The following is a 13759-nucleotide window of genomic DNA, read 5'->3' on the forward strand; positions in this document are numbered from 1 at the left end:
CGTACCCGCTGGCCATGGATGTCGCTGCTGCTTGGAGCAGTCGTCGCGCTCAACCCGATTGGGCTCGATCTTCTTTACTCCGCGTTCTTTGCCAGTGAACAACTGGCACGGAACATCGCCCAGCCGGTCGTGCTGATTGCCTTGGCCGTAATGGCTTTGGCGACGATGCTCGAATGGCTGGTGAGGTCTTTTCTGATCAAGCGCCGCGCCCGCGGCGCCTCTTGAGTTGAATGGGAGCCGCCATGGCCGAGACATCCTTCGACATCATCATCATCGGCTCCGGTCCGGGCGGCTATGTCACCGCAATCCGCGCCGCCCAGCTCGGCTTCAAGGTCGCGATCGTCGAGAAATCCTATCTCGGCGGCATCTGCCTGAACTGGGGCTGCATCCCGACCAAGGCGCTGCTGCGCTCGGCCGAGATCTACCACTACATGCAGCACGCCAAGGATTACGGCCTGTCGGCCGACAACGTCTCGTTCGACCCGAAGGCGGTGGTGCAGCGCTCGCGCGGTGTCTCGAAGCGGCTGAACGATGGCGTTGGCTTCCTGATGAAGAAGAACAAGGTCAGCGTGATCTGGGGCGCGGCCTCGATCGATGCGCCCGGCAAAGTCACCGTGAAGAAGTCGGACGTCGAGGGCCCCAAGGGTGCGCTGGGCGAGGGGACGTATCAGGCCAAGCACATCATCATCGCGACCGGCGCGCGGCCGCGGGTGCTGCCGGGCCTCGAACCCGACAAGAAGCTGATCTGGACTTATTTCGAGGCGATGGTGCCGGAGCGGATGCCGAAATCGCTGCTGGTCGTCGGCTCCGGCGCGATCGGCATCGAGTTCGCCTCCTTCTTCCACACCATGGGCTCGGACGTCACCGTGGTCGAAGTGCTGCCGCAGATCCTGCCGGTGGAGGACGCCGAGATCGCCGGCCTGGCCCGCAAGCGTTTCGAGAAGCAGGGCATCAAGATCCTGTCCTCGACCAAGGTGACCAAGCTCGAGAAGAAGGCCGACAGCGTCGTCGCTACCATTGACGACGGCAAGGGCAAGCCTGTGACGACCGAGTTCGAGCGTGTGATCTCGGCGGTCGGCGTCGTCGGCAACATCGAGAACCTTGGACTCGAGAAGCTCGGCGTGAAAACGGATCGCGGCGTCATCGTGATCGACGGCTACGGCAAGACCAACATCCCCGGCATCTATGCCATCGGCGATGTCGCGGGGCCGCCGATGCTGGCTCACAAGGCCGAACATGAAGGCGTGATCTGCGTCGAGGCGATCAAGGGCCTGCATCCGCACGCCATGGACAAGAACCTGATCCCGGGCTGCACCTATTGTCAGCCGCAGGTGGCCTCCGTCGGCCTCACCGAAGCCAAGGCCAAGGAGAACGGCCGCGAGATCCGCGTCGGCCGCTTCCCCTTCGTCGGCAACGGCAAGGCCATCGCGCTCGGCGAGGACCAGGGCTTGGTCAAGGTGATCTTCGACAAGAAGACCGGCCAGCTGCTTGGCGCCCACATGATCGGCGCGGAGGTCACCGAGCTGATCCAGGGCTACGTCGTCTCCATGAACCTTGAGACCACGGAAGAGGAGCTGATGCACACGGTGTTCCCGCATCCGACCCTGTCGGAGATGATGAAGGAAGCCGTGCTGGATGCGTATGGACGGGTGCTGAATATTTGACGGGCGCGCATCGCCGCCCACCACCGTCATTGCGAGCGAAGCGAAGCAATCCAGACTGCCTCCGCGGAAAGACTCTGGATTGCTCCGCTGCGCTCGCAATGACGAGCGGAGGGATCTGTTTGCAAAACAAGAAGGAAATCACCCCATGCAAGACAACGACAACCTCACCATCGAACGCCCGACCTTCGTCACCCATCTCGAATGCGCGATGGAGGGCGATCATTACGCCGCCGACCAGGTCCACAACCTCTCTAAGGCCGGCAAGCCGCTGCTGGTGCGCTACGACCTTGCCGGTGTGAAGACGGCGCTGACGAAAGACGCGCTCGCCCAGCGCCCCGCCGACATGTGGCGCTACCGCGAGCTTTTGCCGGTGCGTAAATGTCGGGATATCGTCTCGCTCGGCGAGGTCACGACGCCGCTGATCCGGCTGCCCAAGCTCGGTGCAAAACTCGGCGGCGGCGAGATCATCGTCAAGGACGAGGGGCGCTTGCCGACCGGCTCGTTCAAGGCGCGCGGCCTCGTGATGGCGGTGTCGATGGGCAAGGCGCTCGGCATCAAGCATATGGCGATGCCGACCAACGGCAATGCCGGCGCGGCGCTCGCGGCTTATGCGACCTCCTGCGGCATCAAGACCACGATCTTCTGCCCGGCCGATACGCCGGAGGTGAACGTCAGCGAGATCGAGCTGCAGGGCGCCACCGTCTACCGCGTCAACGGCTATATCGACGATTGCGGCAAGATCGTCGGCGAGGGCAAGGCGAAAGTCGGCTGGTTCGACACCTCGACCTTGAAGGAGCCGTACCGCATCGAAGGCAAGAAGACGATGGGGCTCGAACTCGCCGAGCAGCTCGGCTGGGACGTGCCCGACGTGATCTTCTATCCGACCGGCGGCGGCACCGGCTTGATCGGCATGTGGAAGGCGTTCGACGAACTAGAGAAGATCGGCTTCATCGGCAGCAAGCGCCCGCGCATGGTCGCGGTGCAAGCCTCCGGCTGCGCGCCCATGGTGCGCGCCTATGAGGCCGGCACCGAGCATGCGACGCGCTGGGAGGACGCTCACACCATCGCGTCAGGCATTCGCGTGCCGCAGGCGATCGGCGACTTTCTCATTTTGCGCGCGGTGCGGCAGAGCAACGGTTTTGCCATTGCCGTCGACGACGATAAGATCTCATCGGCGCTCAGCGAGGTCGCGCGCGAGGAGGGGCTGTTGCTCTGCCCCGAAGGTGCTGCCACCTACGCCGCCTACAAGGACAGCCTCGCCGACGGCCGCGTCAGCAAGTCCGACCGCGTGATGCTGTTCAACTGCGCCACCGGCCTGAAATACCCGCTGCCGCCGGTCACCCGCACGCTCGATCGCCACAAGCCGATCGACTATTCGCAGTTCTAGCGCGGCATTTCGTCCCTTCAGGAACGATCCCTCTTCCCGTACGCGGGAAGAGACTAAAACAACAATGACATTGCTGGGAGAAGACAATGAAGGCCGCCTGGGCTGCGCTGATTGCTATTCTCGCTGTTGCAGGCGCCGCGCGCGCCGACGACTATCCCTCGCGTCCCATCACCATCATCGTTCCCTTCGCCGCCGGCGGTCCGTCGGATGCGATGGCGCGAGTGCTTGCCGAGCGGATGCGGACATCGCTTGGGCAGCCGCTGGTGATCGAGAACGTCACCGGCGCGGGCGGCTCGATCGGCGTCGGCCGCGCCGTGCATTCGGCCCCCGACGGCTACACGATCTCGTTCGGCCATCTCGGCACCCACGTTGCCAACGGCGCCGTCTACAAGCTCAATTACGACCTGGTCGCGGACCTGGAGCCGGTGGTGCTGCTGCCGAGCAATCCGATGATCGTCGTCAGCAAGAACGCGGTGCCCGCGACCTCGCTGAAGGAGCTGCTGGACTGGCTGAAGTCGCGACCGTCGCCGCCGACCGCCGGCACCGCCGGCGCGGGCTCGGGTAGCCACATCGCCGGGGTCTATTTCGAGAGCGTCAGCGGCATCAAGCTGCAATACGTACCGTATCGCGGCACCGCGCCCGCCCTGAACGATCTCATTGCCGGCCAGATCGACATCATCGTCGACCAGACCTCGAACTCCATCAACCAGGTCCGCGCCGGCACCATTCGCGCCTACGCCATCACCGATGACAGGCGCCTGTCGTCGGCGCCCGACATCCCGACGGCGGAGGAGGCGGGCCTGAAGGGCTTCAACATGACGCTCTGGTCCGGCATGTGGGTGCCGAAGGGCACGCCAAAGGCGATCGTCGCCAAGCTCAATGCCGCTGCCGTGGAAGCGCTGAACGATCCCGGCGTGAAGAAGCAGCTCGAAAGTCAGGGGCTTGAGATGACACCCCAGGATCAGCTCACGCCCGAGGCCCTGGGCGCCCGCCAGAAGGCGGAGATCGCGAAGTGGTGGCCAATGATCAAGGCGGCGAACATCAAGGTGGAGTGAGCGCCGTGTCGCCAGGGCTCGGCGCCAGCGTATCACGTCTCGGTTTGATCGGAGCCGGACAGGGCCATCCGCAGACATTCAAGCAGAGCGGGCGTGGAGAACGGCTTCGCCAGAAAGCAGATAGCGCCCGCTTTCAGCGCGCGGTCGCGCACGGCATCGTCGGGAAAAGCCGTCATGAAAATGAAGGGCGTGTGGTGACCAAGGCTGCGCATGTGCGTCAAGAGCTCAAGGCCGCCCATCAACGACATCTGCACATCCGCGATCACGCAGGACGTCGTCTTCAGTTCGGCCGATTGAAGAAATTCGTCAGCGGAGCGAAATATGTTGACCGTGTATCCCCGCGACGTCAGCAGATTATTGGTCGCAAGGCGGACTGATCGATCATCGTCGATGACGGAAATGGCCGAGGGGATTGACAAGATGATCGCTCCTGATCGGGGAGCCGCCGATCACGGTGCCGCACTTGACGAAAGTGAGCCCTTGGAGCGAGCTTGAAAAGCATACTTAGGTTTGCACCTTTCCGCCCGGGCGTGAGATTCCGAGCGCCTCCACCATTCTGACGAGATCGGCCAACGACTTGGCGCCCATTTTCCGCATGATCTGCCCGCGGTAGATCTTGACGGTAATCTCAGCCAATCCGAGCTCGGCAGCGACTTGCTTGTTCATCAGGCCGGACGCCACCAGGGCGAGGATGTCGCGCTGGCGCGCGCTTAAACCCTCGAATCGGGACCGCACTCCCGCGACCGACTCCTCGGCATTGCGTCGCTTGCGATCCCGTTCGATCGCGGCCTGAACCGCATCCAGCATGTCCTGGTCGCGCACCGGCTTGGTCAGAAAATCGATGGCGCCGCTCTTCATGGCCCTGACGGTCATCGGAATATCACCATGACCGGTGATGAAGATAATGGGCGTGTGAATGTTCGCCTTCGCTAGGTCCGACTGCAGGTCAAAGCCGCTTGAGCCCGGCAGGCGGATGTCGAGCACAAGGCAGCTGGGGACCGCCGGTGGCTTGGCTTCCATGATCTCCGCCGCGGAGCCGAAAGCCTCGACCTTGAGGCCGACGGATTGAAAGAGGTTGGTGAGCGCACGGCGCATCGATGGATCGTCGTCGACGATCAAGACGATCGGATCGTCGGAACTCGTCTGCACCGTCGCCACCTTGGGAAGGTCGGTCACGACGTGTCCTCGATCGGCAAGGGCAGGGCAATCTGGAATGTTGCTCCGCTTCCGTCATTGGGGAAGGCCGAGAGCCGGCCCGCATGAGCCTCGATGATCGATCGGCAGATCGACAGTCCCATCCCCAGGCCGCTCGGCTTTGTCGTGAAGAAAGGTGTGAAGATGCGCTCCGTCGCGCCGTCGCCGAGGCCGACCCCGCTGTCTGTCACGATCAGGAGCATGCGGCCTTCGCCGTGCTCGCTCGCCTGGCTGGAGCGGATCGCAAGCTCGCGCGGACGGTCCACATTGGCGTGCATGGCTTCAATCCCGTTCATGACCAGGTTGATCAGCACCTGCTGCAGCTGGATCCGGTCGCCGCAAACGCTGGGTAGAGCGGACGCCAGCTCCATTCGTACCGACACGGCATGGGTGGCAAGCTCGCGGCGGACGAGCGCCACCGTCTCCCTGACGAGCTGGTTCATGTCGACCGGAGCCATCTCGATCTCGGTCTTCTTCGCAAGCGTTCTGATCCGGCGGATCACCTCGCTGGCGCGATTGGCGTCCTCGACGATCCATTCCACGGAACGGCGTGCGGCATTCAGTTGGGCTGGTTCGCGGCCGAGCCATCCGATACAGGCATCCGCATTGGAGATCACGGCGGCCAAGGGCTGATTGATCTCGTGGGCGATCGAGGCCGTGAGTTCGCCGAGCATCGTGACACGCGTCACGTGAGCTAGTTCGGCTTGCGCCTTGCGCAGCGCTTCTTCGGCCTGCTCGGCGCGGATGGCCGCCGTCACGTCGCTGCTGACGCCACGATAACCGAGAAAGTTGCCGTTCGCGTCGTGCAAGGGCTTGCCGCTGGTGCGCACGTAGATCGGAGATCCGTTGCGATCCTTGCTTCGGTAGACCAGGTCGCGAAACGGAAGGTGGGCATCGAGCGTCGCGCGATGCCGCTCCCACTTCTCGGGCTCGAGCTCGGCATCGGGTGGAATGTCCCAACGGGCGAGGCCGATCACGCCCGTGGGCACGGGACCGGCCGTGTCGGCATGTTCCGAAATCCGTGTGATACGGTGGTCCGGCCCGCTCTCCCAAAACCAGTCCGAGGCGGTTTCGGCATAGTCGCGAAATCGCTGCTCGGACAGCTTGAGCTCGTCAAAGGCTTTTTGCAGCGCTTGTCTGGCGGCAAACTGCTCGGTGACATCGACGTGGGTGCCGATGATTTCCGTGACATCGCCGTCCCCGCCGACGACGGGATGCCCCTCCGTATGGACGTGTCGTACGGAACCGTCCGGACGCAAAATCCGAAAATCAACTTCGAAAGGCTGCTTTTGCCGGATTGCCTGACGTTCCACATCGACGATCCGGCGAAAGTCTTCGGCGAGGATCCGTTGTTGGAAAGCCTGCGCCGACAGATCGATCTGGTCCGGGTTGAATCCGAACAGGCGATAGAGTTCGGCCGATCGGTAGGCAAACTCCTGACTGCGCACGTTCCAGGCCCAGCTGCTCGTGTGGCTGAGGCGCTGGGCTTCGGTCAGATAGGCTTCGCTGCGACGCAGCCGCTGTTCGGTTTCCTTTGCCGTAGTGACGTCAGTGACCGCTCCGACAAACTCGATGTGGCCGGATCCATGTCTCACCACGCGTGCCACGGAATGGAGATATTTGATGGTTCCATCGGGCATCAGCAGGCGATACTCATGGTCGAAATCGCCGACCTCACGGAAGGCCCGATCAAGGGTCTTGCTGACCGCATTGCGATCTTCCGGATGAATGCGCTGGAAAACGAAATCGAGCGTCGGTTTGACCTGCGGGTCACATTGGAAGATGCGAAAGGTCTCCCTGGACCAGACGGCCTCGCGGGTTGCCAGGCTCAGGCCGAAGCTGCCGGTGCGGCTCAACTCCTGCGCTTGGGCAAGGTAGGCCTCGCTCTGCCGCAGCGCATCCTCCGCCTCCTTGCGCTGGGTGATGTTTTCGCAGGCGACCAGCACGATCGGCGTGCCGTCGCCGCGTCGCATGGCCTTGGCGTTCTCACGGACCCAGAGAACCGAGCCGTCCTTCCGGATCTTGCGAATCTCCCAGGTGTGCGACTGGTCCACGGTTTCCAGGCACAGCCCGACACAGCGACGGACGAAATCGCGGTCCTCTTCGAAAAAGACGTTCAGCACAGATTGGCCGGTCAACTCGGCCGCCGTGTAGCCCAGTTGCGCGGCGCCAAATGTATTTACGTTGAGCACCGTTCCGGCCGGATCGACCATGAAATACATGACCGGATTGTGCTCGAACACTTGTCGCCATTGCTTCACGGCGTCGCGCAGGTCGGCATTGTCCTGCCGCCAGCCATCCCCAGTCGCGGGCTCGCCTTTCCCCGCATTGCCGAGAGATCGAAGCGCCGCAAGGCCGCCGAGCAGGAATTGCGCGGCCGAATTCCCTAGTTTTGCGATCTGGCCAGGCATCATCGCAAGCGTCCCGGCCCGCGTGGGGCAGGGAGAGTAGAGCACTTTGCGACAGCAGGGGCAATTCCCTGATCAAAGCAGGATTCCGCATCGAAAGTTCGCGGGCTCCGTGCAGCTTGCCAGCGTTGCGCCGTCTCGTTGCGAGCGGACGAAACTCCGGTAAATCACCGGACAAACCTATGTATAGGTCGCGCAATCCTAGTCATACGCTGCATTTACCTCCGTACAATTGAGCGGCCCGTCACATGGGGACTAGTCTCACCGGCAATCCAGTGGTGTCGATCGCAACGCTTGAACAGTTGAGTAGCGCGGGGTCGTGCACTCAAGAGGCCAGCTTCGCCTCCGCCGGCGCTGACTTGCCGATGATCTGGTCACGATTGAGAAGCCGCATTTCGTTGACGAACGTGATGATTGTGCATCAGCGCCCGTGGGGATCCTCGACCGTCAGAGGCGCCCATCAGAGGCCAGGAGGAGAGGATCATGTGCGATAAGCCCGAACACTCCGAGCGCCCTTCCGCCGCAAAAAGCTGCGCCGTCTGCAGCGGGAAGTTCGGCCTGATCCGGTATTATTCCTGGCGAGCGCCGCTTTGCTCCCGGAAATGTCTCGATCGCTTCAGAGCGCGCCGCGAACGCGATCGCCGATGGCTGTTTCGGTCTCAGGCGGCGTAAGCACCAGTCACCGGATCCGCTGCGTTCGGCAATTCTGTATCGGGAGGCTGCGCGTTGAACCGTTGTTGCAAGCTCCTCTTGGCGATCACGCTGCCGCTTTCGTTGATGACTGGAGCGGAGGCGGACGAGGCTGGACAGGATGGCGCACATCGTCATCCGCCTCGGGATCTGCTCCTCCACGAGCAGTTCTATTCGAGTTGGCACATGCCGGACAATCCGGTGCTGACTTGCTGCAACAACGCCGACTGCTACCCGACCGAGATACGGCGGGTCGAGGGGAGCATCTACGCGCTGCGCCGGGAAGACGGGAAATACATCCTCATTCCGCCTCAGAAGGTCGAGCGAAACAGGGATAATCCCGACGGCCGCAACCATCTTTGCGCGCCGCCGCCGTCCGCCTCTCTCGTCGACACGGTCTACTGCTTTGCGCTCGGAGGTGCCACATGAGGTTCATATTGGTGAACGGCAGGACCCCTTTTCGCAAAACGTCCTGCCTCTGGTGCTGCGAGGAGATCAGCGGCGGCTATCTGCGCGATGCGAAGACGCTGCTGCCCTACTGCGGCTACGAGTGTTACGCGCTTCATGGCGAAGCTGCGCCGCTGATCGAGGGGCGCACACGAGCGGCGTCTTGAGCGGATAGGAGGGCGAAACGGGCGGTGGATTTGCCGTCCGGGCGAGAGGACATCGCGATGAGATTCATGTTCGTCAATCAGGAAGGGCCTCGCCACGGCGGTACCTGCAGCGCGTGCGCGCAGCCGCTGGGCGCGAGTTACGTCCGCCATGTGCCCGCTGAGCGGCGGTACTGCGACTATGATTGCTACCGTCGATATCAGCAGACGGCGGTGGAAATGCTCTGGCCTTACCGCAGTTCGCTCGAAGCGATCACGGTGTCGAGCTGGAACTGGATACTGCAGACGGGCGCGCTCTCGCGCTCGCTGACGGAAGCATTTCTGCGCGCGTACGAACCCTCTGACCACGGAAGGAGGTGACGGCTCGCCAAACGATGCGGACCCGCGCAGAGAGGTCGGTCGCAGTCACTGCATCCAGCTTCACGCCGCGTCCAGCCCCGGCGTCGCGAAGCTAGGGCGCGGCGGCTGCGGCCGATGCCGTCGGCATCGCGCCCCTGTTCGGCGTCGTAACGCGCTGCTCGGACTTCGCCGCGACGACGCTGCTGGCCTCAAACCTCGCACGATAGACCAGCACGTTCTCGATCACGCGCTGGACGTAGTTGCGCGTCTCCGACAGCGGGATGCGCTCGACCCAGTCGACCGGATCGACCTTGGGATCCCTGGGGTCGCCGCGCGCCTGCACCCATTCGCGCACGCGGCCCCGGCCGGCATTGTAGCCGGCGAAGGTCATGATCTGGTTGCCGCGATATTCCGACATGAGCGCACTGAGCTCGGCCGCGCCCATCTGCGTGTTGTAGACGGGATCGGAGACCATCTTGTCCCAGTCATAGGTCAGGCCGAAGCGCTTTGCGGTGTCGCGGCCCGCTTCCGGCGTCACCTGCATCAGCCCGACTGCGTTGGCGGCCGATTTGTCGCGCTGGTCGAACGAGCTTTCGGTGCGCGCCACCGAATAGATCACGCTGGGATCGATCGCGGGCGCCACCTGCTTATGTTCAGGGATGCCGATGGTCGGGAAGGCGTAGTGATCGAGCGCGAGCCCGCGCGCCAGCGCCGACTTACCGACCTCCAGCATCACGCGCGCATCGTTGCGCCGGCCGGCGAGCTCGCCGAGCGCTTCGAGTGCGGCGACGTCGGTGCTCTCCTTGGCAAAATCCTCGGCGAAGTAAAACACCATGTCGCGCTCACCGACGCCGTAGAGCATGTCGGCGGCGCGCACGCGCTCGTCCGCGGGCGGCGCGTCGACTGCTGCCAGCACGGGCGAGGGCGCACGCAGCTCGATGCGGTCGAGACCGAGCCTGGCGCGGGCGAGCTGGCCGTAATAGGCGGTCGGATAGCGCGCCGCCGCCTGATAGCTCAGGCGCGCATCGGCCGGTGCGTTCATTGCCTCGGCCGCGCGGCCGCGCCAATAATGCGCGCGCGACAGCGCGATCGGATTGGCGGAGCCTTCGTCGATCGCGGCGAAATGCGTCATCGCCGCCTTGGGATCATCGAGATAGCGCAGCGCGATCCAGCCGCACATGAAGTGATAGTCGGCGCGATAGACCTCCATCGCGGGCACGGCTGCCGAGCGCACCAAATCATAGGCGGTTTTGAACTTGCCCTGGTCGAGCAGCTTTCGCGCGAGCAGGCGGCGCTCGCGCCACCAGGCGTCGGTGTCTTGCGCCGCCATCGTATCGGGCGCGGCGGCCAGGATCACCTCGGCCGCGTCGTCGATGCGGTCATTCTGGAGATGCCATTGCGCGCGGCACAGCACATAGCCGAGGTCGCGGCGCGCCTCGGCCGAAATATCCTCCAGGTAATCCTTGGCCTTGCTGGCCTTGCCGGTGACTGCGGCGCAGGCCTTGACGATCGCGAGCGCATCCTCGCCGAGCCGCTTGGCTGCGCGCCGCGCTCCCGCATAGTCCTTGGCGCCGAGCCGCTTGTCCATGCGGGCGCGATGATCCTCGGCGGTCAGGAGATCGCGGAACGCTTGGTAGGAATCCTCCTCACTGCGCTCGGACAATTCGTCCGTGCGCCAGGCATCGCGCACGAGACGCGCGGCCCTGTCGCTGTCGCCCTCGGTCATCAGCACGCGGGCGAGCGCGAACTTGCCCTTGGCGCTGGTCGGCCGGTCCATCGTGAATTTGTGCACGGTCGCCGCGTTGGCCTTCTCCTGCCACAGCCGCGCCTCGGCGCGGCGGCGGAGCAGCGCGCTGCTCGGCCAGTCCGGATTGGCGGCGAGGAAGGCGGCGTAGCGCTTGAAATTCGCCGTGCTTTCGGAATGGCGCAGCATAAACCAGTCGGCGAGTTTCTGTCCGGCCGGGTCGGCAATGCGGTCGCGCGCCGCGCTGGCGTCCTCGGTCTTGCCCTTCCGCGCGAGATCGATGGCATCCTTCAGCGCGGCGAGATCGCCAGTCAGCGGCGGGGCTGCCGGCTTGTCCGAGGGCGCGTCGTCCTGCTTCTTCGACTTGCGCTTGGCCTCGGCATGCTTGCCGTGCCGCGCCTTGCCGGCGGAGGCGTGGCGCTGCTTGCCGGTTTTCGCCTCATGCGTCTTCTTCGGCGCGGACGATTTGTGACCGCTCTTCGCTGCCAGCTCTGTAGGGATGAAGGCCAAAGCGGCCACGGCAACGACACACGCGAGCGAGCGTAGGCACTGGTTCATTCCGTGGTCCCCCTGCGAAACCAGTACAAACCAAAGTCCGCGACGAGATGCGGCTCGAGAATCAAAACGGCGTCAAAATGGTGACACGACGTCGTTTCGCATCCTGAAGCTGTTCCAACAATGCGGCGAAATACGGATGGAGCCAGGGAACCTGTGCAACGGCGGGGCGAGCGGGTCTCTTAACCTTCATTAACGAATACGGCTCGCGCGACGGTTGCGGCGGTTCAGGACGCCTCGAAGCGGCCAAATTGCGCGTATTCCCGGCGGCAAATCCGTTGTATTGGGTTCCAAAGCCTTTCCCCTTCAGCCCATTGTCCCGCGCCCATGCCGATTTTCAACCAGTCGATCCGGCGCAAGATCGTCGGGATTGCGCTCGGCCTCATCATCCTGATGGTCGTCACCGCGATCCTGTCGATGGTGATGTCCAGCCGCGTCGGCCATCTTCTGGATGAGCTGACCGCGCGGTATATTCCGGCTTACGGCCACCTGGCGCGGTCCAATGTGCGTTCGCTGGAGCGGGCGCTGGCGATGCGGCGCATGGTGATCGCCAAAATGCAAACGCCGCCGGACGAGGAGGGCTTTGCGGCGCGGCTGAAGATCTTCAGGGAAACGGACGCCCAGGTCGAGCAGGAGGCCGAAGCCGCGCGAAAGCTGATCAACGCGATCATCGACGATGAGAGCACACCGTCGGACAACGCGGCACTCGCCCGGATCGAGACGCGCATCGAGAATGCAGTCAAGGAGCTTCGCCGCGAACTCGACGAGGAGGACGCCAAGCTGCTCCGGCTGCTCGATGCCAAGGACTTTGCGGCCACGCGCGACGTGCTCGTCCATGTGGACGCGCTCCGCGATCTCTTCACCCAGCGGATCGATGCGATCCGCGCCGAGATGCTCTCGCAGGTGTTCGTGAGCACCGCGCAGGTGATCCGCCATCAGCGCCAGGCGATCATCGTCTCGGGCATCGTGACCATCCTCGCGGCGATCGTCGGACTTGCCTTTGCGATCATGGTCTCCACCGGGATCACGCGACCGGTCCGGCTCTTGCTGGCCGGCACCCGCGAAGTCGAGGCGGGCCGCTTCGACAAGACCATCAGTGTCTCGACGCAGGACGAGATTGGCGAACTCGCCTCCGCCTTCAATCGCATGGTCGAGCAATTGCGCCAGAACGAGCGCATCCGCGAGACCTTTGGCCGCTACATCGATCCCAAGGTGGTGCAGGGGCTGATTGACCGGCCGGAGGTCGCCGTCGACGGCCAGCGCCGGGTGATGACCATCATGTTCTGCGACATGAGCGGCTTCACCGCGATGAGCGAGGGCATGACCCCGCGCGGCTTGGTCAAGGTGATGAACCACTATTTTACCGTCATGTCCGGTCCGATCAGGAGCAACCGCGGCATCATCGACAAATATATCGGCGACGCCATCATGGCCTATTGGGGCCCTCCCTTCATCGAGGAGGAAGAGCCGGCGCTGCTCGCAGGCCTTGCTGCGATCGAAATGGCCGATCAGGTGCCCGCGCTGCAGAAGCAATTGCCGGATCTGCTCGGCATCCGCGCCATGCCCGGGCTTTGCGATCTGCGGATCGGCATCGCCACCGGCGAGGTCCTGACCGGCAGCATCGGCTCCGAGCTGATGATGAGCTTCACCGTGATGGGCGACGCCGTGAACCTCGCCTCACGATTGGAGGCCGTCAACAAGACCTATGGCACCCGTATCCTGATCTCGCAGGCGACGGCGGACGCGATCGGCTCGCACCTCGGATTGCGCGAGGTCGACCGTCTTGCGGTCGCCGGCCAGAGCGCGCCGCAAACGATCTTCGAGGTGATGGGCCGGGCAGGCGCACTCACGGCCGCGCATGAGAGCCTGCGTTCTCACTACGCCGAAGGCCTCGCCGCCTATCGCGCCCGCCGCTTCGACGAGGCCCGCGCCGGCTTCAACGCGGCACTTGAAGCCGTCCCAGGCGACGGCCCCTCGCGGGCAATGCTTGCTCGTATCACGCGGTTCGAGGCCCATCCGCCGGACGAGGGCTGGGACGGCGCCTGGCGGTTGGAGCAGAAATAGTCGGCCGCGCGGGAAAAATTGATTCTACTCGATAACGATGTTCGCAGT

12 protein-coding genes are annotated in these 13759 nt (G+C 63.8%); 8 read left to right on the plus strand and 4 right to left on the minus strand.

Going from position 1 to position 13759, the window contains the following annotated elements; genetic code table 11:
• Window positions 1-18: 18 nt before the first annotated feature.
• The 4 genes from IVB50_RS16820 (at window position 19) to IVB50_RS16835 (ending at window position 4106) form a co-directional block, all read left to right on the plus strand.
• On the plus strand, window positions 19-225 hold the full coding sequence (locus IVB50_RS16820) for a hypothetical protein (protein ID WP_247296603.1): 207 nt from the start codon (window positions 19-21) through the stop codon (window positions 223-225).
• A gap of 17 nt (window positions 226-242) precedes the next feature.
• Window positions 243-1664: a dihydrolipoyl dehydrogenase gene (gene lpdA / locus IVB50_RS16825; protein ID WP_018458055.1), complete on the plus strand. Its 1422-nt coding sequence runs from the start codon at window positions 243-245 to the stop codon at window positions 1662-1664.
• A gap of 145 nt (window positions 1665-1809) precedes the next feature.
• Window positions 1810-3051 carry a threonine synthase gene (locus IVB50_RS16830; RefSeq protein WP_247296605.1) on the plus strand — a complete coding sequence of 414 codons (1242 nt, stop codon included), beginning with the start codon at window positions 1810-1812 and terminating at the stop codon, window positions 3049-3051.
• Between the two features lie 86 nt (window positions 3052-3137).
• Window positions 3138-4106: a tripartite tricarboxylate transporter substrate binding protein BugD gene (locus tag IVB50_RS16835; RefSeq protein WP_018458053.1), complete on the plus strand. Its 969-nt coding sequence runs from the start codon at window positions 3138-3140 to the stop codon at window positions 4104-4106.
• A gap of 32 nt (window positions 4107-4138) precedes the next feature.
• Here the strand turns inward: IVB50_RS16835 and IVB50_RS16840 are convergent, their stop codons facing one another.
• The 3 genes from IVB50_RS16840 to IVB50_RS16850 form a co-directional block, all read right to left on the minus strand.
• Entirely contained in the window at window positions 4139-4525 is a 387-nt protein-coding gene (locus IVB50_RS16840; RefSeq protein ID WP_018458052.1) for a response regulator, read from the minus strand.
• Window positions 4526-4610: 85 nt separating this feature from the next.
• On the minus strand, window positions 4611-5282 hold the full coding sequence (locus tag IVB50_RS16845; RefSeq protein WP_018458051.1) for a response regulator transcription factor: 672 nt from the start codon (window positions 5280-5282) through the stop codon (window positions 4611-4613).
• Entirely contained in the window at window positions 5279-7714 is a 2436-nt protein-coding gene (locus IVB50_RS16850; RefSeq protein WP_085384619.1) for a PAS domain-containing sensor histidine kinase, read from the minus strand. The genes IVB50_RS16845 and IVB50_RS16850 overlap by 4 nt, the downstream gene beginning before the upstream one ends.
• Window positions 7715-8458: 744 nt before the next feature.
• Here IVB50_RS16850 and IVB50_RS16855 point away from each other — a divergent pair.
• Genes IVB50_RS16855 through IVB50_RS16865 form a run of 3 tightly spaced genes read left to right on the plus strand, consistent with a single transcriptional unit; the run spans window position 8459 to window position 9369 of the window.
• Window positions 8459-8827, plus strand: coding sequence for a hypothetical protein (locus IVB50_RS16855; protein WP_231188449.1), 369 nt, complete (start codon window positions 8459-8461; stop codon window positions 8825-8827).
• Entirely contained in the window at window positions 8824-9012 is a 189-nt protein-coding gene (locus IVB50_RS16860; protein ID WP_039800268.1) for a hypothetical protein, read from the plus strand. Before IVB50_RS16855 ends, IVB50_RS16860 begins: the two co-directional genes overlap by 4 nt.
• Before the next feature lie 57 nt (window positions 9013-9069).
• Complete coding sequence (locus IVB50_RS16865; RefSeq protein ID WP_018458047.1) at window positions 9070-9369, plus strand: hypothetical protein; 300 nt, start codon at window positions 9070-9072, stop codon at window positions 9367-9369.
• A 91-nt stretch (window positions 9370-9460) separates the two neighbouring features.
• Here the strand turns inward: IVB50_RS16865 and IVB50_RS16870 are convergent, their stop codons facing one another.
• Window positions 9461-11650 (minus strand): lytic transglycosylase domain-containing protein, encoded by a 2190-nt coding sequence (locus IVB50_RS16870; protein WP_247296607.1) that lies wholly within the window; start codon window positions 11648-11650, stop codon window positions 9461-9463.
• 324 nt (window positions 11651-11974) lie between these two features.
• On the opposite strand from IVB50_RS16870, the gene IVB50_RS16875 reads away from it, so the two are divergent.
• Window positions 11975-13711 (plus strand): adenylate/guanylate cyclase domain-containing protein, encoded by a 1737-nt coding sequence (locus tag IVB50_RS16875; protein WP_018458045.1) that lies wholly within the window; start codon window positions 11975-11977, stop codon window positions 13709-13711.
• The last annotated feature ends 48 nt before the right edge of the window (window positions 13712-13759 follow it).

The sequence above is a fragment of the Bradyrhizobium sp. 87 genome (assembly GCF_023073015.1).
Taxonomy (GTDB): Bacteria; Pseudomonadota; Alphaproteobacteria; order Rhizobiales; family Xanthobacteraceae; genus Bradyrhizobium; species Bradyrhizobium canariense_D.